Here is a 25,395-nt window from a genome sequence, read left to right on the forward strand (position 1 = left end):
GCGCTGCACCGTCCGCTGGCCGGATCCGTCGGCCCGCCGGCGACCATCATTGGTGCATTGGAACAAAAAGCAACCTTTTCGAACATTCCCGCTCGTGATATCCAGATCGAAACAAGACCCGGCCAGCGTCCTTGCGGCGAAACGGACCGGACTGCAGAGGAGGCAGTGTCAATGACGAACATGGACGACACGGCCGGATCTGACAAACGCGCCAGCGCTGCGGGCGGACGCGTTCCGGCGCCCGTGCGCCACCAGCGCATCATGGACGCCTTCCGGCGCAACGGCTTTATCTCGGTCACCGACATGGCGCAGCAGATCGGTGTCTCGACGATGACGATCCGGCGCGATCTCGTCATGCTGTCGCGCGAGGGCAAGATCACCCGCACCCACGGCGGCGCCGTCGCCCTGCCCGAAGGCGAGCGCACCGCCATCGACGTCGACGAACCGCAGTTCGACCAGCGCATGGTGCGTCAGGCCGAGGCCAAGGCCGCCATCGCGGAAGCCGCTGCCGGCCTCGTCGGCTCGCGCCAGTCCATCGCCCTCGACGTCGGCACGACCATTCTCGCCCTTGCCCGCAAGATCGCCGGCCGCGCCGACCTTCGCATCTTCACCAACAACATGCGCGCCGCCATGGAACTCGCCGGCGACGGCAGCCCGGTCTATATCCTCGGCGGCGAGGTGCGCACGCCGGAGTTCTCCATCGTCGGCCAGGGCGCGATCCGAGACGTGAAGGCCCATTTCGTCGACCTCGCCTTCATCGGCGTTTCCGGCCTCGGCGGCGAGGGCGTCTACGACTATTCGCCCGAGGACACCGAGGTGAAGCGCGCCTTCATCGAAAATTGCGGCACGGTGGTCGTCCTGTGCGATGCCTCCAAGTTCGAACGCCGGGCGCTCGCCCGCATCTGCGGCCTTGAGGCGATCGATATCCTCGTAACGGACAGTCCCCCGTCGCCGGCCCTGGCGGAGGCGCTCAGTGAGGCCGGCGTGCGGGTGCTCGTCGCGCCTGAGCTGGAGCCGTCGCGCTTCCACGTTCTTTGACGGCGAGAGCGTCAAGGCCCTCATGTCATGTAGACCCCGCCGGTGACGTTGATCCCCTGGCCGGTCATGAAACGCGCGCCGTCGGAGCAGAGGAAGACCGCGACGCTCGCCACGTCCTCCGGCGTCTCGATCCGGCCGAGCGGCGTCTGCGCGACATAGTCCGCGAGAACCCCCTCCGCCGTCATGCCGCGCAGCGTCGCCTCCCATTCGACCTCGCGCGCCTGCATGCTGGTCTTGACGAAACCCGGGCAGACCGCATTGACGCGAATGCCCTTCGGGGCCAGCTCGCGGGCCAGCGCCTGCGTCCAGCCGAGGACGGCGAACTTGCTCGCCGAATAATGTGCCAGCAGCGGCGCACCCACCTTGGCGGCCAGTGAGGCCGTGTTGACGATGACGCCGCTCCCGTTCTTCACGAAATGGCGGGCCGCGATCTGGTTGGTGAGGAAGACGCCGCGCGTGTTGACGTCGAAATTGAAGTCCCATTCCTCGTCGGTGAGATCGAGCGCGGGGTTCATGGTCGAGACGCCGGCATTGGCGACGGCGATCTCGCAGCCGCCGAGCGCTTCGAGCGCCTCGGCGAAGGCCGTCTCCACCGACGCCCGCTTGCGCACGTCGACGGCAATCGCGATCGCTCCGCCGCCGACCGAGCCGGCCGCCTCTTCCGCCGCCTCGCGGTTGAGGTCGGCAATCGCCACGCGCACCCCCTGCCGCGTCAGGGCCTCGGCGATTGCCCGCCCGATGCCGACGGCAGCGCCCGTGACGAAGGCGCGCTTGCCGGCAAGATCGGGATAGGTGGGAACGACGGGCTGCGGCACGGTCATGACAAGGCTCCTCGGCGCGAACGGAATTCCGGTATATCAACAAGAAAGGGCGAGACAAGAGCGAATTTGTTTGATTATGTTTGATTATGCACCAAAACTGGTCGCAGTCGAACATTTGATGCCCGGGGCCGGTTGCGGCTCCGCATGTGAGAGCCGGGATAAGAGGACATGATTTTCGAGTTCTTCGGATCGAAGAAGAAAGCCGTCATCGCGATGGTGCATATCGGGGCGCTGCCGGGCACGCCGCTCTTTGACGCGAAGGCCGGCATGGACGCGCTGATCGAGGGCGCGCTGGCCGACATCGAGAAGCTGCAGGCGGGCGGCGTCGACGCCATCATGTTCGGCAACGAGAACGACCGCCCCTACCAGCTTGAGGCACCGGCCTCCGGCATCGCGGCGATGACGGCGGTCGTGAGCGCCTGCAAGCCGGCGATCAAAGTGCCCTTCGGCGTCAACTATCTCTGGGACCCGAAGGCGAGCATCGCCATCGGCGCGGCGACGGGCGCGTCTTTCGTGCGCGAGATTTTCACCGGCCTCTTTGCCTCCGACATGGGGCTCTGGGAGCCGGATTGCGCCGGAGCGCTGCGCCTTCGCCGCGAACTTGGCCGGGACGACATGAAGCTGCTCTTCAACATCAATGCCGAATTCGCCAGCTCCCTCGATCAGCGCCCGATCGGGCTTCGGGCCAAGAGTGCGGTCTTCTCCTCGCTTGCCGACGCCATCCTCGTGTCCGGCCCGATCACCGGCCAGCCGGCCGCCCAGTCGGACCTGCGCATGGTGGCCGAGACGGTGAGCGAGGTGCCGATCTTCGCCAACACCGGCGTCAACATCGACAATGTCCGCGATGTCATGTCGGTCGCCTCCGGCTGCGTCATCGGCACCCATTTCAAGGTGGACGGCAACACCTGGAACCCCGTAGACGGCGAGCGCGTGAAGCGCTTCATGGATGTGGTGGAGACGTTGCGGTGAGGATATCCCGTTGACCTGCCTCCTCGGCCTCGACATCGGCACGACGTCGACGATCGGCATCCTGATCCGGCTGCCGGACGAGGTTCTGGCGATTGCCTCAAGGCCCGTGACGTTGTCCTCGCCGAAGGCCGGCTGGGCGGAGGAGAACCCCGAGGACTGGTGGGTCAACGTTTGTGACCTAATTCCCGAACTGATCGAAACGGCTCGTATCGACAGTCAAGAGATTGCCGGTATTGGCGTTTCCGGCATGCTGCCGGCGGTCGTCCTGCTCGATGCCGAAGGCCGGCTTTTGCGCCCGTCCATCCAGCAAAGCGACGGGCGCTGCGGTGTCGAGGTCGAGGAACTGCGCGCTGAGATCGATGAGACCGCCTTCCTCCAGAAGGCCGGCAACGGCGTCAACCAGCAGCTTCTCGCGCCGAAGCTACGCTGGATCGCTCGCCACGAGCCGGAGGTCTTTTCCCGCATTGCGACGGTCTTCGGCTCCTACGACTATATCAACTGGGAGCTCACGGGCGAGAAGGCGATCGAGCAGAACTGGGCGCTGGAGGCAGGGTTCGTCGACGTCGCGAACGACCGCCTCGACGACGGCCTGATCGCGCTGACCGGCCTCGCCCGCTCGGCCATTCCGCGCCGAACCGAAAGCCACCAGATCCTTGGCAAGGTGAGCGAACAGGCCGCAGCGGAAACCGGCCTTGCCGCCGGAACGCCCGTGGTCGGCGGGGCGGCCGACATGATCGCCTCGGCCCTATGCGCCGGCATTGCCGCGCCGGGCGACGTGCTGTTGAAATTCGGCGGTGCCGTCGACATCCTGACCGCAACGGACAAGGTCAAGCCCGATCCGCGCCTCTACCTCGACCACCATCTGGTGCCGGGGCTCTATATGCCGAACGGCTGCATGTCGACCGGCGGATCGCTGCTCAACTGGTTCGTGAAGACCCTGGCGGGCGGCGAGCGGCAGGTGGCCGAGGCGGCCGGTTTGTCCCTGCACCGGCATCTCGACAATCTTGCCGCGGTCAAGCCTCCCGGCAGCGACGGACTGACGATCCTGCCCTATTTCCTTGGCGAGAAGACCCCGATCCACGATCCCGCAGCACGCGGCGTCTTCGAGGGCCTGACGCTTTCCCATGACATCGGCCATCTCTGGCGGGCGCTGCTGGAGGCCTATGCCTATGCCCTGCGCCACCATGTCGATGTCCTGAAGGACATGGGCCACGAGCCGGCGCGCTTCGTCGTCTCCGACGGCGGCTCGGCCAGCGATGTCTGGATGCAGATCGTCGCCGACGTGCTCGGCGCGCCGGTGCAGCGGCTCACCGGCCATCCCGGCTCCTGCCTTGGCGCGGCCTGGACGGCGGCAATGGGGCTCGGGCTTTCGACGAACTGGAGCGACGTCGCCCGTTTCGTCGACTTCGGCGAGCGACTGGCGCCCGACCCGCGAAGCAGTGCTGCCTACGACCACGGCTACCAGCGCTACCGCATGATCTACGAACGCCTCTACGGTCGTTGACGGCAGAGAGCCCCGCCGTCAACGCCCTGCTCGTTTCAGCCGTGATTGATCATCACGTGGCGGACCACCGTGTAGTCCTCGATCGCGTATTGCGACATGTCCTTGCCGTAGCCCGACTGCTTCAGGCCGCCGTGGGGCATCTCGTTGCAGAGCATGAAGTGGGTGTTGACCCACGTGCAGCCGTAGCGCAGCGACGAGGCCGCCGTCATCGCCTTCGAGACATTCTGGGTCCAGACCGAGGAGGCAAGGCCGTAGTCGGAATCGTTGGCCCAGCCGATGACGTCGTCGTCCTCGCCGAAGGGCGTCACCGAGACCACCGGACCGAAGACCTCGCGCCGGACAATCTCGTCGTCCTGATGCGCGCCTGCCACCACGGTCGGCACATAGAAGAAGCCGGGCTCCTCGTGCATCTTGCCGCCGGTCGTCACCTCGACATGGCCGGATTCAAGGGCGCGCTGGACGAAGCTCGCGACCCGGTCGCGCTGGCGGGCGGAAATCAGCGGCCCGATCTCGTTTTCGGTGTCGTCGGCGCGCGCAAAGGCAATCGTCGAGACGGCGGAGGTGAGGTCGGCGACCAGCTTGTCGTAGATCTTCTTCGACGCGTAGATGCGGCAGGCGGCCGTGCAATCCTGCCCGGCATTGTAGAAGCCGAAGGTGCGGATGCCCTCGACGACCGCGTCGATATTGGCGTCGTCATAGACGATCACCGGGGCCTTGCCGCCAAGTTCCAGATGCGTGCGCTTTACGGTTTTAGCGGCCGCCTGCAGCACCTTCTTGCCGGTCGCGATGTCGCCGGTGATCGAGACCATGTTGACGCCGGGGTGATTGATCAGCGCGTTGCCGACGCTTTCGCCGCGCCCGAGGATGACGTTGACGACGCCCTCGGGAAGAATGTCGGCCAGCAGCTTGGCCATCTTCAGCGCCGTCAGCGGCGTCTGCTCGGACGGCTTGAAGACGATGGTGTTGCCGCCGGCAAGCGCCGGGGCGAGCTTCCAGGCCATCATCATCAGTGGATAGTTCCACGGCGCGATGGAGCCGACGACGCCGACAGGATCGCGGCGGACCATCGAGGTGAAGCCGGGAAGATATTCGCCCGCCAGCGAACCCTGCATGTTGCGGATCGCGCCGGCAAAGAAGCGGTAGCAGTCGACGATGGCGGGAAGCTCGTCGTTCTTCACCGCGTTGATCGGCTTGCCGCAGTTGAGCGATTCCAGCGCCGCGAAGGCATCGGCGTCGGCCTCGATGGCGTCGGCGATCTTGAGGAGATAGCCGGACCGCTCTGCCGGCGTCGTGCGCGACCATGTGGTGAAGGCGCCGGTGGCGGCAGCGACCGCTGCGTCGATCTGCGCCGGCGAGGCCTCGGGCAGGTCGAGGATGAGGTCGGCGGTGCGCGGGTTCAGGATCTTCTCGGCCTGGTCCTCGCCGGCCACGAAGGCGGAACCGATGAGCATTGCGGTGTCCATGGGATGATCCCTTTCTTCCGTTTCTTCTATTTGCCCGCGCCGGCGGTCTCGCCGCCCTCGCGGGTGAGGTAATAGGCGCCGAGGATCGGCAGGAAGGTCACCAGCACGACGACCATCGCGACGACGTTGGTGACCGGCCGCTCGCGCGGGCGAATGAGTTCCTCCAGCATCCAGATCGGCAGGGTCTGCTGCTGGCCGGCGGTGAAGGTGGTGACGATGACCTCGTCGAAGGAAAGCGCGAAGGCAAGCAGCGCGCCCGCCAGCAGCGCCGTGCCGATTTGCGGCAGGACGACATGGCAGAAGGTCTGGAAGCCGTCGGCGCCGAGATCCATCGAGGCCTCGATCATCGAGCCCGACAGGCGCCGGAAGCGGGCGAGCGCGTTGTTGTAGACCGTCACGATGCAGAAGGTGGCGTGGCCGACGACGATGGTGAGAGTCGAGAATGGAATGTCCGCCAGGCCATAGGCCGAGCGCAGGGCGATGCCGGTGACGATGCCCGGCAGAGCGATCGGCAGGATGACGAGCAGCGAGACGGTCTCGCGGCCGAAGAAACGCGAGCGCGAGACGGCGGCGGCGGCCAGCGTGCCGAGGACGAGTGCCATCGCGGTCGCCATGACCGCAACCTGCAGCGACAGGCCGAGCGCCTGCCAGACGTCCGGCCGCTCCCATGTGGCGCCGAGCCATTTCAGCGTGAAGCCGGGCGGCGGCCACTGGAAGCTGCGCTCCTCCGTCGTGAAGGCGTAAGCGAAGATCAGCAGGATCGGCAGATGCAGGAAGGCGAGCCCGCCGATTGCCGCGATCTTGAGAAGGAGCGGGGCCTTGGCGTCGTCAGAGCGCATCGAAGGCCCCCAGACGCCGCGCGGCGGCAAGATAGAGGATCATGATGGCGATGGGCACCACCGAGAAGGCGGCGGCGAGCGGCAGGTTGCCGGCGGTGCCCTGCTGGGCATAGACCGCCTGGCCGATGAAAAGCCGCGACGAGCCGACGATCTGCGGAATGATGTAGTCGCCGAGCGTCAGCGAGAAGGTGAAGATGGAGCCCGCCACCGCACCGGGGAAGGCCAGCGGCAGGATGACGTGCCGGAACGTCTTGCGCGGATCGGCGCCCAGATCCGAGGACGCCTCGATCAGGCTTTTCGGCACCCGCTCCAGCGAGGCCTGCATCGGCAGGATCATGTAGGGCAGCCAGACGTAGACGAAGACGAGAAAGGTCCCGATGTAGCTGACCGACAGCGAATTGCCGCCGATGACCGGGATCGACAGGACGGCATTCAGCAGCGGCGTCAGGTGCAGCTTGTCGAAGGCCCAGGTGAGGATGCCTTCCTTGGCGAGGATCAGCTTCCAGGAATAGACCTTGACCAGATAGGACGACCAGAGCGGCAGCATGACGCCGATGTAAAAGAGCGCCTTCCACTTTCCCCGCGCATAGCGGGCAGCGAAATAGGCGATCGGGAAGGCGATGACGGCGCTCGCCAGCGTGACGCTCGCGGCCATCGTCACGGTGCGGACGATGATGTCGAAATTGGAGGGACGCAGCAGTTCCAGATAGGACTTCAGCGTCGGCTCGTAGACGATGAGGCCGGAGAACTCGTCGATGGAGAAGAAGCTCTGGACGAGAAGGGTGGCCAGCGCGCCAAGGTAGATGACGCCGAGCCAAATGAGCGGCGGGCCGAGAAGAACGGCGAGCGTCATCCGGGGATGGCGCCAGAAAAAATCGGCGAGACGCCCGCCTTGCGCCTGCGGCCGCCGGGCCGTCGCGAGGGCGTCCGTCATGACCGCCCTCCGTCGCCGTCGAGCGCATGAAGGTCGGACGGGGCGAAATGCAGCGTCACCGCCGCGCCAGGTTCGAAAGTCTCTCCACCGGCAGGCAGCAGGGCATGCAGGCGGTGACCAGCGACATCGACGGCGATGCGCCGGTTCGGACCGAGATAGTTCTCGGTGACGAAGATGCCGGCAAGGCTTTGGCCTTGATCGCCCGGTGAGGTCAGCGACAGCGCCTCGGGCCGCAGGCTCGCCCAGCCGGAAAGGCCGAAGCGGGCGGTGATTTCGGGCGGCAGGACGTTGGATGAACCGACGAAATCGGCGACGAAGCGGGTGCGCGGACGGGCATAGACCTCGCGCGGGCTGCCGACCTGCTGCAAGCGTCCGTCGGCGAAGACGGCGACGCGGTCGGCCATCGACAGCGCCTCGCCCTGATCATGAGTGACGAAGATGAAGGTGAGGCCAAGCGACTTCTGCAGGAGCTTCAGTTCCTCCTGCATCTGCTCGCGCAGTTTCAGATCGAGCGCGCCGAGCGGCTCGTCGAGCAGCAGCACCTTCGGCCGGTTGACGAGCGCGCGGGCAAGCGCCACGCGCTGGCGCTGGCCGCCGGACAACTGGCCGGGCTTGCGGTCGCCGTAGCCGGACAGCTTGACGAGTTCGAGAGCCTCTGCCGCCGCTTTCGTCCGTTCCGCCTTGCCGACGCCCTTGACCATCAGGCCGTAGGCAACGTTTTCGGCGACATTCATGTGCGGAAAGAGCGCGTAGTCCTGGAAGACGGTGTTGATGTCGCGCCTGTAGGGCGGGACGCCGGAGAGTGACTGGCCGAAGAGGCTGACCTCGCCGGCGGTTGGTGTCTCGAAGCCGGCAATAAGGCGCAGGCACGTCGTCTTGCCCGATCCCGACGGCCCGAGCATGGCGAAGAACTCGCCCGGCGCGATGGTGAGATCGACACCGTCGACGGCTTTGACCGGGCCATAGTGCCGGGAGATGTTTTTCAGTTCGACGGCGTGCATGGAAACGATCTGCCATGGGAATGGCGTGGCTGCCTTCGGCCGCCAGCCGTTCGGTCTACGTGGATGAATGGTCAGCCGATGACGCAAGACAGACAGGTCTGTCTATGGATGCGCGGCGAGCCGTCGCCATCCCGGCAATCCGGGTCTTGCGGCAACCGGCAAGGATATCCGCTCGCCCGGCCGGGGCTTTCCGATGAGCCTCGGCCGGACGATGCAGGTCCCGGTCTTACCGGCCGCCGATCACGGCGATATAGTCGGAGACCCAGCGGTAGTAGGGCACGCATTCGCCCTGGCTGGCACATTTGGTCACCGGCGTCTTCCAGAAGTGGATCTTGTCGAAGTCGTCGAAGCCGTTGGTCTTGCAGCCTTCGTCGGTGAGCAACTCGTTGCCCGTGCAGGCGGCCGGAACCGACGGCACCGAGCCGAACCAGGCGGCCAGATCGCCCTGCACCTTCGGCGACAGCGAATGCTCCATCCACATGTATGCGCAGTTCGGATGCGCGGCGTCGGCGTGCATCATGGTCGTGTCGGACCAGCCTGTCGCGCCTTCCTTCGGGATCGTCGAGCCGATCGGGAATTTCTCCGATGCGAGCACGTTGACCTGGAAGGGCCAGCTGTCCGAGGCGACGACGCCCTCGTTCTTGAAGTCGTCCATCTGCACGAAGGCATCGTGCCAGTAGCGCGAGACGAGCGTGCGCTGGACGCGCAGGACGTCGAGGGCTGCCTTGTACTGGTCCTCGTTGAGCTCGTAGGGGTCCTTGATGCCGAGGTCGGGCTTGGTCGACATCAGGTAGAGCGCCGCGTCGGCGACGTGGATCGGACCGTCATAGGATTCAATCCGGCCCTTGTTGGACTTGCCGTCCGGCAGCGTCGTTTCCTCGAAGACGATGCTCCAGCTCGTCGGAGCCTCCTTGAAGACGTCGGTGTTGTACATCAGGACGTTGGGACCCCACTGGTAGGGGGTGCCATAGTGGACGCCGTCCACCGTATGCCAGGGAGCATCCTTCAGCCGGTCGTCGACCGTCGACCAGCTCTTGATCAGGTCCACGTTGATCGGCTGCACGCGTTTGCCGGCGATGAGCCGCAGCGAGGCGTCGCCAGAGGCCGTCACGAGGTCGAAGCCGCCCTCGTTCATCAGCGCCACCATTTCGTCCGAGGTCGCGGCGGTCTTCACGTTGACCTTGCAGCCGGTCTCCTTCTCGAAGCCGGTGACCCAGTCATAGGCCTTGTCGGTTTCGCCGCGCTCGATGTAGCCGGCCCAGGCGACGATATTGACCTCGCCCTCGCCAGGCCCGATCGCGGTCATCATCTCTGCGGACCAGACCTGGCCGGTCATGGAAAAGAGAAATGCCAGCGCAGTCGTGGCATTCAGGATCTTCGGAATGCTCGTCATGATGCTCACCCCTCGTTGATCGCCATGGACATTGCCACGGCCTTTTTTCTTGAGAGGCATGCTACGCCGGCATCGAGATTTCGCAATTTCTTTTACTCGAAAGGTGATATCGGAAAAATCGATAGCAAAAGAGGACAACTGCAGAATCACTAGCGCCAGAAGCCCTGCTCGTTGTCGTCCTCTCCATCGTCATTCCCGCGAAAGCGGGAACCCATTGGCCGATCGGCATCACGAGTCGCCCGATGGGAGTTGCGCCCTTTTTCCGTTTGCCGCCCCATGCAATGCCACGAGAGGATTGGGTTCCCGCTTGCGCGGGAATGACGGTGGAGAGATCAAGGACTAGCGGTTCACCGGCTTCTCGGCTGGCGCTGGCTCTGGGCGAGCGCGATGAAATTGCGCAAGGGATCGGAGAGCGTGAGACCGCGCCGCCAGACGAGGCCGACCTGCACCACAGGCAGGGCGCCGGAGACATCACGCGAGACGATGCGGTCGCCTTCCAGCGACCACGGGCGATAGACGAGGTTCGGCAGCAGCGCGACGCCCGCACCCGTGGCAACGAGGCTGCGCACGGCCTCCACCGAGCGCGTGCGGAAGGCGACCTCCGGCCGGGCCCCGAAGGCGGCAAGCAGGCGGCGCGTCGATTCCTCGATCTCGTCGACGGTGAGCATGATCAGCGGTTCGCCGGCAATGTCGCCCATCGTGATGCTGTCGCGGCCGGCAAGGTCGTGGCCGGACGGCAGCCAGAGGCGGAAGGGCGAGACGTCGAGGATTTCCGACTGCAGCGCCTGCCGGTCGCGAAGATTGTTCAGCAGCATGACGGCAAGGTCGATCTCGCCGCCGACGAGCAGGTGTTCCAGATAGTTGCCGTCGTCCTCCATGGTCGTCACCTCGACGCCGGGGAAGGCGCGACGGTAGCGGGCGAGAAGATCGGAAAGAACATAGCCGGCGACGAGCGACGTGACGCCGAGACCGAGCCGTCCGGCGTCTTCCGCCGGCTTGACCGAAACCACCTGCCGCGCCTCGGCGACGTCGCTCAGGATCTTGGTCGCATGGCGCAGGAACTGGTGGCCGTCGTGCGTGATGTCGAGCCCGCGCGAGCGGCGGCGGAACAGCGAGACGCCAAGATCCTGCTCCAGATCCTTGATCGCCTCGGTGACCGACGACTGCGAGATGGAGAGCATCTGGGCCGCGCCCGAGACCGTGCCCTGCTCGGCAACGGCGACGAAGAACTGCAATTGCCTGAGGGTGAAGGCCATGATGGCGCGATCATAATCCGAGGCGCTCGCGTTTGGCCATGCACTTGGACGCCGTGGAAAATGCGGCCCCCTCATCTCATGGCGATGGAGGGGTTCGAGAAGTTTCTTACCGGTCGTTCCCGATCCGGCTGCGCGATCGCGAGCCCAAGATATCGCCGGCAATGTTGGTCCAGAGCGGCGCAAGCCCGCGCGCGACAATGAAGGGTAGCCCCCTTCGCAATCCCGTCCACCCGACGACCGCGAGCCGGCGGGAGGCAAGCTCGAAACCCCGGGCAAGCTGCCAGGAGCGGGCATCGATGGCCGCGACGTCGGCGCGCCCCTCCGCCACGGCGCGGATCGACCCGCGGTGCGATCCCGTCTCGATGCGCTCGGCAAAGAGGTCGAGCCCCAGCCACGACGTTTCCAGATCATGGTGGAGAGCGAGTAGGCCGGACATCGACTCCAGGCTGTTGTAGGCAAGCCGGCGACCGCGCAGAAGGTCGATCGGCAGCACGGGCTTTCCGTCGGTGCGCGGCGCGACATGGGTTTCCGGCGGCACGTCGGTAAGCCGCATCACCAGGGCGCTTGAATAGAAGGGCCCATTGCCGCCTTCGATCCCGTCGTAATCGGGCTGACCAAGCACGGCGACATGATCGGCAAGTCCCGTGGACTCCATCGGCCCCCAGCAGGTTTGGCCGAAAACGAGTGCCGGATGACGCCAGAGGGTGGCAAGGTCGAGGTCGTCGGGCAGAAGACTGGCTGGGTCGGGCGCGATCACCTTGCCCGCCGCGTCCCTAATGCCGCCCGGCACCGCCGGCATGTCGCCATTGCGCCGCACGAGCCCGTCCGGGGCCTTGATGCCGTTGACCCGAAGGTGGTCACGGATGACGGCCCACTCGCCGTCGACCTCTTCACGCCGCTCCGGCCAGTCATACATCGGCAGGGCGGCGATAGACTCCATGACGACAGGTTCCCGATAACTGAGGATCTTATTCCTTCGGCGGCCGCGCCGGCACCGGCATGGAGGCGCCCGTCGTCAGACCCGGCTCGCCGCCATGGCGAACGGCCTCCGGCGACCGAACCGCAGTCTGTGTCCGGCGCCAGGCTGGATGGGCGACCGGTTCCTTTGGCAGGAAGGCGAAGGCCCGAACGATCTGCCAGTAGTTGCCGAAGACATAACCTTCGTTCATCGCCCGCCACTTGTCACGCTCGGCCTCATAGAGAGCCGGCAAGGCGTACCATGGCGCTGCCGGGCGCTTGTGATGAACGAGATGCAAGTTGTTGTTGAGGAAGAGCAGGGCGAGTGGCGATTTCTCCACGATGATCGTGCGCCCGTCCGGGCGTTCCGACCACTGGTGCTCACAGTAGGAGCGGATGGCGATCAGCGACATCCCGCCATAGGCGGAGGTCATCGCATAGTGCCAGAGCGGAATGCCGAAGACACGGTCCACGACCAGCAACACCGGCACCAGGCCGGCAAGATGCAGCAGCCAGGCCAGCCTGACGCGGCGGCTTTGCGTCAGAAGACGCACCTCGGACATGAGGAAACCGGCAAGCGCCAGGGCTGGCCCCACGGTGAGACGCCCGATCAGCGTGTTGTTCCAGGCAAGAAGCGCCTTGAGCGCGGCGGGAAGCGCCTCCCAGTCGCAGAGCGCCCGGTAATAGCTCTCCGGATCGTCATAGGGGTCGGTCAGCCGCTCGTCCGCGTGGTGCTTCAGGTGCAGGCTGCGATAGCGCCGGTAGGGATAGAAGAGCCCGAGCGGCAGGAAGACGAAGGCCTCGTTGAGGCGCCGGCTGGCGGTCGGATGTCCGTGCAGCACCTCGTGCTGGAGCGAGGAATGAAAGGCGACAAGAATGGCCATTATGGCAAGCGCAAGGACCGGAACAGCCGGATAGATGAACAATCCGGTCGCCAGCCAGAGGCCATGGCAGGCAAGGAGAAGGCCGACAGTCGGCCATTCGATGGCGCGTGCATTCGCTCGCCGAGTCTGACGACCCGATCGGTGTGACATGAAGGCTCCTTTGATTCCAGAGCCTTAGTGTGGGTACCGGCTGAGCGTTTGTGCAGGGCGAGAATTGTGATCTTTTGTTGATTTTGCACATCGAATGCAGCAATTGTTGTGAAAAGTAAGCAATTGGAGCTTTTCATGGACAAGCGTGACCTTGCCGACCGGTTCCAGGACCGGCTGAAGGTGCTCCTGCAGCGGTCGGACCTCAGCCAGTCCGCCTTTGCCGCGTCGGTCGGCATCGACCGTTCGGCGCTGTCGCAGCTCCTGTCCGGAGCCTCCACCCGCCTGCCGCGCGTCGAAACGCTGCTCAACATCGCGGAACGTCACGGGGTGTCGCTCGACTGGCTTCTCGGCCTCAGCCAGGACGAGGGCATCACCGGCGGCCTGCAGCCGAGCGTCGCCATCGAGGAGGTACCGCAAGGGGAGGCGAACCAGTCGCTGCTGGAAAAGTGGCACGCCGAGGCAGCCGGCACAAAGATCCGCTATGTGCCGATGCGCCTGCCCGACCTGGTCCGCACGCGCGCCGTGATCACCTACGAGACCTCGCATGTGCGGCGCAATCCGGAGACGCAGCTCAACGAGGCGGCCTTCCGGCTCGACTACAATCGCCAGCCGGGCACCGACATGGAGGTCTGCATGCCGATGCAGCGGCTGGAAGAGTTTGCCGCGGGGCGTGGTGTGTGGACGGATCTGCCCCTTTTGGCCCGGCGCGAGCAGATGCGCCGGATGGCCGATCTCGTCCGGGAACTCTACCCGTCCTTCCGGCTTTTCCTCTTCGATGCGCGCGAGCGGTTTTCCGTGCCCTACACGGTCTTCGGTCCCTACCGCGCGGCGATCTTCGTCGGCGAGATGTATCTGGTGCTGAACGCGCGAGAGACCGTGATTTCCATGCAGCGGCATTTCGACGGGCTGATCCGCGTCGCACGGGTCAACGCGCACGAGGCGGCGGATTTCATCGACGGGCTGAAGGTCGCCTGAGACCTGGGTTCGCCTCAGCTGCCAAGAAGTCCGATCAAGTGTGCCGCGAATGCCCTGTCTGCCGCGTCGTCGGCAGGCAGACACATCTCGGTCACCCGGATGTCTCTCAAATGGGCGAACAGCATCTCACCCGAAGCGCCGTCTTGCAGCATCTTCAAAATGACCGGAGCGTAGGACGCGTATTCATCGTCCGGCCCAACGCCGCGCACACCGATTGGATCCCATTTGGCAAAGAGAAGCCGGGTTAGCCCCGGCGTATCCAAATTCGGCATTCAGTCTGTCACCACCTCGGGCAACCGCGTCGCCGGCGGCGTGTTGCGGCTGCGGCCAGTGCGCACGATGCCGTCGATGATCGTCATGCCGATGCCGGGCAGGTCGCCGAGCTGGATCGAATCCAGGAAATCCTTGCCGGCGGAGTGTTGTGCCCGGTCCATCAAGACAAAGTCAGCGGCGCGTCCGACCTCGATGAGGCCGCAGTCGAGCGCCCGCATCCGCGCTGTGTTGCCGGTGGCGAAACAGAAGGCGATTTCGGCTGGCACATCGCCGAGCGAGGAGAGCATCGAGACCATGCGGATGATGCCGAGCGGCTGCACGCCCGAGCCCGCCGGCCCGTCGGTGCCGAGAATGACGCGCTCCAACTCGCCAAGCTCGCGGGCGGTCCTCAGCGTATAGAGTGCCGCGCGTTCGTTGCCGTTGTGGACGAGTTCGAGGCCGCGCTTGCAGCCCTCGCAGATGCAGCGGATTTCCGCGTCCGGCAGGGCCGTATGCCCACCGTTGATATGGCCGACGACATCGGTGTCCGCCTCAAGCACCACATCGGCGCCGATGAGCCCGGAGCCCGGGATCGATGGCCCGCCGGTATGGATCGTCGACTGCATGCCGTATTTGCGCGCCCAGGCGACCATCTGACGGGCATTGGCCCCATCCTTGACCCCGCCGAGGCCGACCTCGCCGAGCAGCGTCACGCCGGCCTCGGCCATGTCCTTGAAGTCTTCCTCCACCATGCCCGGCTCGATCACCGGCGCGCCAGCATGGAGCTTGACGCCGCCGAAGCGGAAATTGTGGAAGGTCCGCTGGGCCGTGATCGCATGCGCCTTGAGCCCGACGATGTCGCGCGGACGGCCCGGCTGATGCACCTCGCCGGCCGAGATCATTGTCGTCACGCCGCCGTTGAGGGAGGAATCGATCCAGCCGAGTTGGTTCTGGCGCGGCGTCCAGTCGCCGGCGACCGGATGGACGTGGCTGTCGATGAGGCCGGGAGAGAGCACCGAACCGTGGGCGTTGACGAGGGTCGTCGCGCCCTCGGTGTCGATGTCCTTTTCCCGCCCGATCGCCGTGATCCGGCCGTTCTCGGCCACGATCGTGTCGGCATCGAGAATGGGATTTTCCATCGCGCCGCTGAGCAGCAGACCGATGTTGCGGATCACCAGCTTTGTCGGGCCGGTGCCCGTGGCGGAAGCCTCCTGTGCCATCGTCGCCCCCTCTTGCCGCATGAGATGTCATCGCGTCGGGAATTGTATGTGTGCGAACGATAGCGCGTCCGGGCGCGCCGTCAAAACAGAAACGCCGGAGGATTGAGACGAGCGGTCAGACGCGGCAACGGAGGGGAAGGCATCCTTCAGCCGCACGATCGGCCGATCCGCCAAGAAGCAAGACTCTGCGGCTGGAGTTCAGCGCCTGGTCGAAAAACGGAGGTTTCGTGATCGTAGGCCGATGGGGCGGGCATTCGGGAACGCGTTCAACCGAAAATCAGATACCCGACACCGGCCCAGAACGCGGCACAGCCGAGGACGGCTCCGAAACGCACCCAGCACACCCAGGTGCACCTGAACACATGCCGCAAGCGCCGAAGGATCGCGACCGCCGATCCTGACTTTAAATCCATTGAATTTGCATGCACCGCTCGGACCACTTTCCAGCCCCTTCACTCCCGTCAGCCACCTCTAGCCCCCCGAGGTATCCGGCTAACGTCCGGGCATCGCCTTGGTTCAGGCAAGCCTCATTTTTTGACAGTTCGTTAACCATAATATTTCCGAAATTCGATTCAAGTACAAGGAAATTCAACGTGAGCCGGGTGAAGTCGCCGCAATTTCGCCATGCTTCGGTTGAGCTCCTGTGGAAACATCGCAAACATGGGATCTTCGGGGACTCCTCAAGGCTGATCCAGCGTGGTCGCGACGATGGAGCAAACGATGAATACGCAGGCATGGCGCGCGACGCGCCACTATAGTTTGAAGATCACATGAGAACGGACGGAGAGCAAAGGGCTTGAGATAATTTTCCTAACAAATACTTCAGAATACGCCTATCATTCGCAAAAATTGCATTTTCATAAAAAAGCCCGTTCTGATGGATTTTGCGGGTGTTCGAGGCTGCAGATGGAGCGTCATCGTCGCGGCAGCCGTCGGCTCAAGGCAGCGGCTCGAAGAGGCTGTTGCTCTCAAGGAAGCCCACCTCATCTTGCGGCACATGTTCTCGGCGGAGCGATGGGTGATGAGCGCGCCGGCCAGGCACCCCGGACCGTCATGGGGCAGATGGCCCTCTTCCTCTTGCCGCGCAGCCGTCCGGCGAGATCTTCTTGCATATGGACCTGCGGCCTGTCGCAACCGAGTCGACGCGTCCGAACCCACGGAGATTAGGCCGAAGAAGATCGGTGTCGGGATCCCGGGTGCCGGCAAAATGCAGAAAACCCGCCACCGAGTCTGTCGGGGCGGGTTTTCTTGTCTTGCAGTTCGCGCTGGTGCAAAGACCCGGCAAACGCCGGAAGACCGATTTTGAGGCTGGCCCGAATGGCGGTCACGCGGCAGCTTTGGGGGATGGTCGCGGAGGCCTCGAGACGGGCGGTTCTTCCCGGCGCTTAGCCCGGCCTGCAATATGCCGGACAGTGCCAACGAGAAGATGGTCAGGAACTGCGCTCTGTCCCGTCACGACCCATCGGAGGCCCTGCCGGGCCTGCTGCGGCTTCGCTCGAGATCGGATCAGCACGAAGCAGATGTTCGAGTGGAGGCGGCTGAATGGCGGCACACCCGCCATTCAAATGCCGGTTCAGTAGCTGCCTTCGCGGCAGAGCACGACCTTGGCCGTCCGGAACAGGATCTTGATGTCCTGGAGAAGCGACCAGTCGCAGACATAGTCGACATCATACTGAACGCGCTGCTCGTAGCTGCAGTTGCTACGGCCGCTGACCTGCCACAGGCCGGTGATGCCCGGACGAACCATCTCGTAGAAGCAAAGGTTGGCGCCGTAGCGGGCCAGTTCGTCCTTCACCACGGGCCGAGGCCCGACGAGGCTCATGTCGCCGCGCAGCACGTTGATGAGCTGGGGCAGTTCATCAAGGCTGGTCTCGCGCAGGATTCGACCGATCACGGTAATCCGCGGATCGTTGCGCAGCTTCTGCGTCTGGTCCCACTCGGCGCGCGCCGCCGGATCCTCGTCCAGAAGACGGTCGAGGACTTCCCTGGAATTGGTCACCATGGAGCGGAACTTCAGGCAGCGGAACTTGCGGCCGCCAAGGCCGATCCGTTCATGCCCGAAGAAAATCGGACCCGGATCGGAAAGCCAAATGATCGCCGCAATTAGAAGACACAAAGGAGAAAAGAAGATGATCAGAGGGATCGTCAGACAGACATCCGCAACCCTTTTCGTCACGCCGCCCACCGGGCCGCGCAACACCTGCCCCTGCTCTGATTTTGCAATTGACTGTACGAAGGACATAGTCACCCCCAAGTCCGCAATACGAATAAATACTCTATCGAGCCCACAAACCGGACATCACCGGTTGCGCACGATGCCAATACTAATTTGCCTCTTAAATTCGGCGTGAACACGCGCACTACTGCCCGAAGTAAACTTCGGCCCAGCTGTCTCCTACCCGCCTAAAGAGACGACACATGTTGAAAAATCACGTGGAAAAGCCGCCGCGCCCGTCCACTGATCAAAGTCCTGGAACCTGAGTCATTTCTACCCCCAATAACCCCTGAGAAGTAATAACATTTTATTAACCAACGTTACCACTTACCGCGGAATACCGCACTGCACAACAAGGAAGCGAATCCCCTGAATGCTGCCCGTATTCCGGAAGCCATCATTCCCAGCACTTGGCCCCGGCCGGGAACGCTGACGGAGGATGAAACGAACCAAGCATCACCAGCATGCTCCGATCCAGAACGCTCGCATCTTTCGCGCCCAAGACCGGCAGAACTCGCTTGTCCATTTCGAAATACCAGCAAACGCCCCTTCTTAAAAGAGTCTCAACAAAAATGATTTATCAATGGTTACCAGAGATTATGAATGCCTTAAATGCACGATGCAAGTGGCAATCGCATCAACTCCCAACCGATAGCCCTCGCAATCGCCCGCAGATCGGCGAAAGTCCTTTGTCCGGTTAACAACCGTTCCGTAATATTTACTATTTGCTTCCGGGTGTATCCAGCAAGGCACACGGCAGGGGCCTAGCGACGGGCGCCAAGGCGCTGTCCGGCTCGTGCCGGCAGCCTGTCTTCGGCCAGGTGATTCGCTGTTGGCAGGCCGAGATGCCGTCAGAGGCCTCGGGCATCCTTGTCGTCGGCTGGACATCCCTTTCCGGCACGATTCATGGCCGCAGACGGCTCACGTCCGCCAGGGGCAGTGACACGGCAGGTTCAGGCGATAAAAGCCTCGCTGGACGGGATATTGGCCGCAAACGGCGTCCTGCCGCCAGACGGACGGCAAGCGCCGGATGCAGACAGACGCAAAAGGCCGGCAGCAATCGCGGCGGCCGGCCCTTGTGGACAATCCTGTGGATGCAACTGTTGTCGATCGGTCCGCTCACACGGACGGGGTCTTCCGGCTGCGCACGCGTTCGCAGCCGGATGCCCGGATCATTGATCGACGTAGTAGTTGGTATAGCGCCGCATGTAGCGCTCCTTGTCCTCGATGGACTGGTAGGCCTGACCGCGCTTCGGATCGACCTTGTTAAGGAGCACGCCGAGGCATTTGGCGGCGATGTCCTTCTCGCCGTTGATGATGCTGCGGACAATGCGCCTTGGCGTCTCGCCCCAGGCAACGACGAAGACGAACCCGTCGATCTCCGGCTCGATCACACGCACGTCCACCACGGGACCGAGCGGCGACAAGTCGAGGATGACGTAGTCGTAGTTGTCCCTCGCCCAGTTCAGGATGTCGGTCATCGCCTTGGAAGAGAGCAGCTCGCTCGTATGGAACAGGCGCTTGCGGGCAACGCAGGGCAGCACATGCAGCCCGGTCTTGTCTTCCTCGTAGATCAGCTCCTGCACCGGGCGCCCTTCGGCGATGGCCTCGACGAGGCCCTCCTCGGCATGGCCGGCCACGGCGCGGGTCAGGCCCGGATTGCGCATGTCGCAGTCGATCAGCAGCGTCTTCGCCCCGGTCGTGGCGACCAGCGATGCGAAATTCTTCGAAACGACCGTCTTGCCCTCGCCCGGCAGTGCCGAAACGACGCCGATCGTCTTGGCCACATGGCTGTGGAAGGCGAGATCGGCGGCGATCTTGATGCTGCGCAGCGTTTCGGTGCTTGCCGCCAGAGGATTCTCGGCCGCCTGTTCGTAGACCGAGCTGGCCGGCCGCAACAGACGCCGTCCGTCGGTATCCTTCATGCGATTGATCAGCAGGCGGCGACGCTTGACCTTCCACAGCATGCCGAAGAACTCGGTCCCGAGCTCCGCGCGGATCTGGCTGCCGGTACGGAACACCCGGTCGGCATATTCCCTGTAGCTGGTCACGACCCCGCCGACGAACAGGCCCAACATCATCGCCGCGGCAAGAACAAGGTTCGGATTGGGTGCGCTCGGCTTCTGGGAGGGAACCGCGCGCGTGATGATCCGCGCTTCCGTGATCGGGAAGGACTGCTGCTGGATGGTCTCCTGATACCGCTGCAGGAAGGTGGTGTAGATATTGCGGTAGGTCTCCGACTCGCGCTCCAGCTCGCGCAGCTGGACCTGCGTTTCGTTGGTCGCCGCGTTGAGGTTGACCATGTCCTGCAGGTTCTTTTCCAGCGACTGCTCGTTGGCCTTGGCGATATTGAGGTCGCTGCGGTAGCTCTCGGCGATCCGGCCGAGTTCCTCGAAGATCAGCCGGCGATAGTCGTCCATCTGCCGGTCCATCGCCTTGGTGGCTTCCGAATCCTCGCCGATGCGCCGGGCAATGTCCTGGCGGCGGCGGGCGGTATCGAGGAATTTCGTCCGCAGGTCGACGATCACCGGGCTGTCGATGGACTCCGTCACGGCCGCATCCATCGCCTTCGTGTCGATGATGTCCTTGATCCGGCGATACCTTGCCTCCGACTGTGCGGTGACGGCGCGGGACTTGACCAGTTCGGTGTTGATCTCGCCCAGCTGCTGTTCGTTCACCAGCACGCCATTGGCGGAGATGAGACCGTGGTCGGCCCGGTATTTCTGCACCGTGTTGTCGGCGGCGATGGAGCGTTCGCGCAGCTCCTTGATACGGTCCTGCAGCCAGTCGCCGGCACGCTGCGTCGCCTCGTATTTCGACTCCAGCTGGTCGGTCAGATACTGGTCGGCGACGGCATTGGCGACATTGGCCGCGACGACCGGATCGACGGCCGTGAACGAGATCGTCAGGACATAGGTCCGGCCGATACGCTGCACCTTGATATTGCCGAGCAGCTGCTCGAGCACCAGGCGCTTGCGCAGGAAATCGGGATCGGCGGTGGCGTCGGCGCCTGCCGCCGGCTGCGCGCCAGCGGTCTGCGCATTGTCTCCGGCCGGTGCCATGGCGGGGGTGCCCGGTGCAGCCTCGCCCGGCACGCCCTCGGCCGTCGGCGACGATCCGGGGGTAGCGCCGGCGGCCGCGATCTTCGAGGGCATGGCGCCGGCCCCGTCGGTCGGCGCCGGCTGGCCTGCCGCGGGAGACGCGGCTCCGGCATTGTCTGAAGGTGCGGCATCGCCGGCGGACGCCGAGGACGCGCTGCCGTCGTCCGATGCGCCGGAAGACCCGAACACATTGCCCAGAAGCTGGTTGTAGGCACGCGCAAAGAAGCCCGGGCGGTCGCGACTGAAGGCCGGATCATTGATCAGATCCAGCTTGTCGATCACCTTCAGGATGCTGTTCTCGGAAAGAATGACCTCGACCTGGCTGTCGACCATCGAATCATCGACGACGTCCGTCGCGCCGGCCGTGTTGTCTTCCATGCCGGCGACGCGGCGCGTGTCGATCAGGAGATAGCTCTCGGAGGTATAGGAAGGCTCGGCAAAATAGAGATAGAGGCCGCCCATCCCGACGAAAAATACGACGATGAGTATCAACGCCAGGATTTGCCGGCGGACCGCAGCCCAGATGCGATCAAATAGTTCATCGGTACGAACGGTGTTGTCGATCAGCCGGAAGCTCTTGCCACTCAGGGGAGACTTGTTCAACTGTCGAAGCATCAATTCTTCCTATCTTCCGCGCGGTTCGCTGAACTTGACCGAGACGCCCCAGTACAAGAGCGCATTACTACAAAATATGATGACTCAAGGTTAAAACCGCGAGCCCGCGCTCCGCGGAGCGCAGAATACCACACTTTCAAGTGATGGAAATCGAGAGGCAATCGGTAACATGTCGCTCACGGCAAATTGAACCACTTACCCACCAAGTATTTGAACGGCATTGCCTCTTTGCCGCTCCTCAACACGCTGGCAACTGAAATCTACAAAAAATCCGGCGCATTTTGGCGCCAGTACAAACGATCGGAACGTCGGTAATTCCCCGAGTGCCCACGGATCCGCCACTATCCGCGACGCTCGAATCTTCAACGTGCCCTCAAAAAATCATAATAGCTTCGAAATGCAGGCCACAAAACTGAATTCATCACATGGCGCCCCGACATTTTGCACATGCGGCATGAGAAATTCAACCACCGGTCGACAAAATCGATCGCTCAACCCAAATTTGCCGCCTTGATCGCGCCAAGGCCGCGGCGGGTGAATCGACAGAGATCGCTCCGGCAGACGAGTTCCGCGCGAAACGGCCCGAATTCGGACCGTGGCTCGATCGCATGGCATCCCGAAGAGGCCCGTTTCCAACCATTATACGGATGGAGCCGGCGAAGGGCTACGGCGGCCTTCCAGACTTTGGGTTCTTGGCTAACGACGACGCCCGTTCCGTTAACGCTGCACCGCACCATCGAAGACTGTTGCGGGATGCGGGTCCGGATAGCTCGAAGCGGCGCCGCTGCCCTGGAACCGGGAACGGGAAAGACGACCACACCAGCGTCCGGCAACGATATGGGAGTTCAGTCGGGCACAGCCTCACGTGCGGGCTGCGACGGAAGGCATTTCCGGAAAATGATCAGATAAGGAAATAGACGGCCACGGCGCCCCAGAAAACAAAGCAGAATCCGATACCTAGCAGACGGATTATTCTCATCCGCCTTGCGCGCAAACGCCGCTTGTCCAGAGCCTGCTCGAAAACGTCATCGACGGCCTCGACAGGAACGTCTCTCGTCGCTCGCAACGGCGTCATGTTACTCACTCTCCAGTACGCAGCCCGATCGACGACGATCAGGCAGAAAAGACTGCCGGTGACCGGAACTTCGATACAATCTTTCAGGCCAAATAATGACGACCGCGATTGAGGAATGCTTAACGCTCAGACGAAAACTGCTTTCGAAAGAATATCTGCCATACTTAAAAACCTTCTAAAACTGCATCGATTCGGTAAATCATTTGCTAACCATATGAAGGATTCATAAAGATTCGAGCAGGCGGACGGGGAACAACAGTCAATCGAGTTTGACCTTGAAGTTCCGGCCTAAGCCAATGACATTACTCGCGTCCAGGAAGACCGCGGCGATGCCTTCGCCTGCGCCCGGACGCCCTGTCGCCCTGGGAGCGAGCCACGTCGGGAAAGAGGACGGCGCCGATGAGCATGAAGATCCGCAAACTCGTGACCGTGGTCGACGAGATCCTCACCGAAATGGGCCGGGATGTCGTCCCGCCGGTGCGCCGGGCGGCGGCGATCGCCGTCATCGAGAACCCCTTTGCGGGGGTCTATGTCGAGGATCTGTCGCCGTTGATCGAGATGGGCGCGGAACTCGGCAGGCTCCTGTCCGAGCGGGCCGTGGCAGCGCTCGGGATCGTCAGCGATGAGGCCCAAGGCTATGGCAAGGCCGCGCTGGTCGGCGAAAACGGCGAGATGGAGCATGCCGCCGCCCTCCTGCATCCCAAGATGGGCGCCCCGGTGCGCAAGACGCTCGGCAAGGGCGCGGCGCTGATCCCCTCGTCCAAGAAGCGCGGCGGCATGGGGGCGGAGCTCGACATTCCGCTTGGCCACAAGGACGCGGCCTATGTCCGCTCGCATTTCGATGGCATGCAGGTCTGCGTCAACGATGCGCCTCGGGCCAACGAGATCATGGTGGCGATCGCGGTCACGACCGGCGGACGCCCGCTGCCTCGGGTCGGCGGGTTGACGGTAGACGAGATCAAGGGCGAGGACGGATTGCGGTGAAACCGGACAGGCCCTCGGGCGCAACGGCGCAGCAGCGCCCCTATGTCCTCGACGAGCAGGTCGGCTTCGTGCTGCGGCAGGTCAGCCAGCGGCATGCGACGATCTTCGCGAACCGCATCGGCTGCGACGTGACGCCGACGCAGTGGGCCGCGCTGTCGAAACTCGCCGAGGTCGGGCCGACGTCGCAGAACCGGCTCGGCCGGCTGACCGCCATGGACGTGGCAACGATCAAGGGGGTCATAGACCGGCTGATCGCCCGCGGTTTCGTGACGACCGAAACGGATCCCGAGGACGCCCGCCGCCGCCTGCTGACGCTGAGCGAGGGCGGCAGGGCGCTGGTCCAAAGCCACATCGCCGATGCCTTCGCGATCAGCGAGGAAACCGTGGCCCCCCTCGACGAAGCGGACCGGGCCGAGTTCATCCGGCTGCTGGCGAAACTGCGCTAGAATTAGCTCTGCGTTCGCACTCAGAAGAACGCCTGCAACCCGGTCTGCGCGCGGCCGAGCACGAGCGCATGGATGTCGTGCGTGCCCTCGTAGGTGTTCACCGTCTCCAGGTTCTGGGCGTGACGCATGACGTGATATTCGATCTGGATGCCGTTGCCGCCGTGCATGTCGCGCGCCATGCGGGCGATATCGAGCGCCTTGCCGCAGTTGTTGCGCTTGACGATCGAGACCATCTCCGGCGTCATCCGGTGCTCGTCCATCAGCCGGCCAACCCGCAGCGAAGCCTGAAGGCCGAGCGCGATCTCCGTCTGCATGTCGGCGAGCTTCTTCTGGAAGAGCTGCGTCTGGGCCAGCGGTTTGCCGAACTGCTTGCGGTCGAGGCCGTATTGCCGGGCGCGGTGCCAGCAGTCTTCCGCCGCCCCCATCACGCCCCATGAAATGCCGTAGCGGGCACGGTTGAGGCAGCCGAAGGGGCCCTTGAGGCCGGAAACGCCCGGCAGCAGCGCGTCCTCGCCGACTTCCACGCCATCCATGACGATCTCGCCGGTGATCGAGGCGCGCAGCGAGAGCTTGCCGCCGATCTTCGGCGCCGAAAGACCCTTCATGCCCTTTTCCAGCACGAAGCCGCGAATCTCGTTGTCATGCGCGGCGGACTTCGCCCAGACGACGAAGACGTCGGCGATCGGCGCATTGGAGATCCACATTTTTGAGCCGCGCAGACGGTAGCCGCCGGAGATCTTTTCGACGCGCGTCGTCATGCCCGCCGGATCGGAGCCCGCGTCCGACTCGGTCAGGCCGAAGCAGCCGATGAGCTCGCCCGAGACGAGGCCGGGCAGGAATTTCGCCTTCTGCTCCTCCGAGCCATAGGCATGGATCGGATAGATCACCAGCGAGGACTGCACGCTCATCATCGAGCGATAGCCGCTGTCGACCCGCTCCACCTCGCGCGCGACGAGGCCGTAGGCGACATAGTTGGCGCCGGCCGCGCCATAAGTCTCCGGCAGCGTCACGCCGAGAAGCCCGGCCTTGCCCATCAGCGGAAAGAGGCCCGGATCAGTCACCTCGTCGAGATAGGCCTTCTCCACCCGTGGCAGCAGCTCCTCTCTGGCGAAGTCGGCCGCCGCGTCGCGGATCATCCGCTCGTCTTCGGCAAGCTGATCGTTCAGGAGAAAGGGATCGTCCCAGGCAAAGGCGGCCTTGTCGCTCATTGTTATGACCTCGTGTCTTGACGACCTGCCTTTAGACCATCCCACGCGGGGAGAAAAGCCGGCCCAACGACGGAGGCTGCCGGCCGTCTCCGGTC

Annotated in this window: 20 protein-coding genes; 6 read left to right on the forward strand and 14 right to left on the reverse strand. The window is 63.8% G+C overall.

What is annotated here, in order from left to right:
* The first annotated feature begins 171 nt into the window (after positions 1–171).
* Positions 172–1,038, forward strand: coding sequence for a DeoR/GlpR family DNA-binding transcription regulator (locus HDIA_RS22625; RefSeq protein WP_162292682.1), 867 nt, complete (start codon positions 172–174; stop codon positions 1,036–1,038).
* A 20-nt stretch (positions 1,039–1,058) separates the two neighbouring features.
* On the opposite strand, the gene HDIA_RS22630 is transcribed toward HDIA_RS22625, so the two are convergent.
* Positions 1,059–1,859 carry an SDR family NAD(P)-dependent oxidoreductase gene (locus HDIA_RS22630; RefSeq protein WP_099558212.1) on the reverse strand — a complete coding sequence of 267 codons (801 nt, stop codon included), beginning with the start codon at positions 1,857–1,859 and terminating at the stop codon, positions 1,059–1,061.
* Between the two features lie 168 nt (positions 1,860–2,027).
* Between HDIA_RS22630 and HDIA_RS22635 the strand changes: the two genes are divergently transcribed.
* Both HDIA_RS22635 and HDIA_RS22640 read left to right on the forward strand, forming a co-directional pair.
* Positions 2,028–2,828 carry a BtpA/SgcQ family protein gene (locus tag HDIA_RS22635; RefSeq protein WP_099558213.1) on the forward strand — a complete coding sequence of 267 codons (801 nt, stop codon included), beginning with the start codon at positions 2,028–2,030 and terminating at the stop codon, positions 2,826–2,828.
* A gap of 10 nt (positions 2,829–2,838) precedes the next feature.
* On the forward strand, positions 2,839–4,332 hold the full coding sequence (locus HDIA_RS22640) for an FGGY-family carbohydrate kinase (protein WP_099558214.1): 1,494 nt from the start codon (positions 2,839–2,841) through the stop codon (positions 4,330–4,332).
* Positions 4,333–4,367: 35 nt separating this feature from the next.
* Here the strand turns inward: HDIA_RS22640 and HDIA_RS22645 are convergent, their stop codons facing one another.
* From HDIA_RS22645 to HDIA_RS22680, 8 genes are all read right to left on the reverse strand, one after another.
* Positions 4,368–5,795, reverse strand: coding sequence for a gamma-aminobutyraldehyde dehydrogenase (locus HDIA_RS22645; protein WP_099558215.1), 1,428 nt, complete (start codon positions 5,793–5,795; stop codon positions 4,368–4,370).
* A gap of 26 nt (positions 5,796–5,821) precedes the next feature.
* Entirely contained in the window at positions 5,822–6,634 is an 813-nt protein-coding gene (locus tag HDIA_RS22650; RefSeq protein WP_099559105.1) for an ABC transporter permease, read from the reverse strand.
* Positions 6,624–7,568, reverse strand: a complete 945-nt coding sequence (locus HDIA_RS22655; RefSeq protein ID WP_099558216.1) for an ABC transporter permease — start codon at positions 7,566–7,568, stop codon at positions 6,624–6,626. Before HDIA_RS22655 ends, HDIA_RS22650 begins: the two co-directional genes overlap by 11 nt.
* Complete coding sequence (locus HDIA_RS22660; RefSeq protein WP_099558217.1) at positions 7,565–8,569, reverse strand: ABC transporter ATP-binding protein; 1,005 nt, start codon at positions 8,567–8,569, stop codon at positions 7,565–7,567. Before HDIA_RS22660 ends, HDIA_RS22655 begins: the two co-directional genes overlap by 4 nt.
* Before the next feature lie 226 nt (positions 8,570–8,795).
* Entirely contained in the window at positions 8,796–9,953 is a 1,158-nt protein-coding gene (locus HDIA_RS22665) for an ABC transporter substrate-binding protein (protein WP_425432965.1), read from the reverse strand.
* A gap of 356 nt (positions 9,954–10,309) precedes the next feature.
* On the reverse strand, positions 10,310–11,218 hold the full coding sequence (locus tag HDIA_RS22670; RefSeq protein WP_099558218.1) for a LysR substrate-binding domain-containing protein: 909 nt from the start codon (positions 11,216–11,218) through the stop codon (positions 10,310–10,312).
* Positions 11,219–11,324: 106 nt separating this feature from the next.
* The gene (locus HDIA_RS22675; protein WP_099558219.1) at positions 11,325–12,158 is read right to left on the reverse strand and encodes a PhnD/SsuA/transferrin family substrate-binding protein; all 834 of its coding nucleotides are present in this window, start codon (positions 12,156–12,158) and stop codon (positions 11,325–11,327) included.
* A 28-nt stretch (positions 12,159–12,186) separates the two neighbouring features.
* Positions 12,187–13,209: a fatty acid desaturase gene (locus tag HDIA_RS22680; protein WP_099558220.1), complete on the reverse strand. Its 1,023-nt coding sequence runs from the start codon at positions 13,207–13,209 to the stop codon at positions 12,187–12,189.
* A 135-nt stretch (positions 13,210–13,344) separates the two neighbouring features.
* Between HDIA_RS22680 and HDIA_RS22685 the strand changes: the two genes are divergently transcribed.
* Positions 13,345–14,184, forward strand: a complete 840-nt coding sequence (locus HDIA_RS22685) for a helix-turn-helix domain-containing protein (protein ID WP_099559107.1) — start codon at positions 13,345–13,347, stop codon at positions 14,182–14,184.
* Between the two features lie 14 nt (positions 14,185–14,198).
* Here HDIA_RS22685 and HDIA_RS22690 read toward each other — a convergent pair whose 3' ends face one another.
* From HDIA_RS22690 to HDIA_RS22705, 4 genes are all read right to left on the reverse strand, one after another.
* A complete protein-coding gene (locus HDIA_RS22690; RefSeq protein WP_099558221.1) occupies positions 14,199–14,456 on the reverse strand; it encodes a hypothetical protein in 258 nt (85 codons plus the stop codon).
* Positions 14,457–15,656, reverse strand: coding sequence for an amidohydrolase family protein (locus HDIA_RS22695; RefSeq protein WP_099558222.1), 1,200 nt, complete (start codon positions 15,654–15,656; stop codon positions 14,457–14,459).
* A 1,573-nt stretch (positions 15,657–17,229) separates the two neighbouring features.
* Positions 17,230–17,898, reverse strand: a complete 669-nt coding sequence (locus tag HDIA_RS22700) for a sugar transferase (RefSeq protein ID WP_099558223.1) — start codon at positions 17,896–17,898, stop codon at positions 17,230–17,232.
* A gap of 1,145 nt (positions 17,899–19,043) precedes the next feature.
* Positions 19,044–21,587, reverse strand: a complete 2,544-nt coding sequence (locus HDIA_RS22705; protein WP_099558224.1) for a polysaccharide biosynthesis tyrosine autokinase — start codon at positions 21,585–21,587, stop codon at positions 19,044–19,046.
* Between the two features lie 1,474 nt (positions 21,588–23,061).
* On the opposite strand from HDIA_RS22705, the gene HDIA_RS22710 reads away from it, so the two are divergent.
* Both HDIA_RS22710 and HDIA_RS22715 read left to right on the forward strand, forming a co-directional pair.
* On the forward strand, positions 23,062–23,646 hold the full coding sequence (locus tag HDIA_RS22710) for an amino acid synthesis family protein (protein ID WP_099558225.1): 585 nt from the start codon (positions 23,062–23,064) through the stop codon (positions 23,644–23,646).
* Positions 23,637–24,092, forward strand: coding sequence for a MarR family winged helix-turn-helix transcriptional regulator (locus HDIA_RS22715; protein WP_099558226.1), 456 nt, complete (start codon positions 23,637–23,639; stop codon positions 24,090–24,092). The genes HDIA_RS22710 and HDIA_RS22715 overlap by 10 nt, the downstream gene beginning before the upstream one ends.
* 20 nt (positions 24,093–24,112) lie before the next feature.
* Here the strand turns inward: HDIA_RS22715 and HDIA_RS22720 are convergent, their stop codons facing one another.
* Complete coding sequence (locus HDIA_RS22720; protein ID WP_099558227.1) at positions 24,113–25,300, reverse strand: acyl-CoA dehydrogenase; 1,188 nt, start codon at positions 25,298–25,300, stop codon at positions 24,113–24,115.
* Positions 25,301–25,395: the final 95 nt, after the last annotated feature.

The sequence above is a fragment of the Hartmannibacter diazotrophicus genome (assembly GCF_900231165.1).
Lineage (GTDB): Bacteria > Pseudomonadota > Alphaproteobacteria > Rhizobiales > Pleomorphomonadaceae > Hartmannibacter > Hartmannibacter diazotrophicus.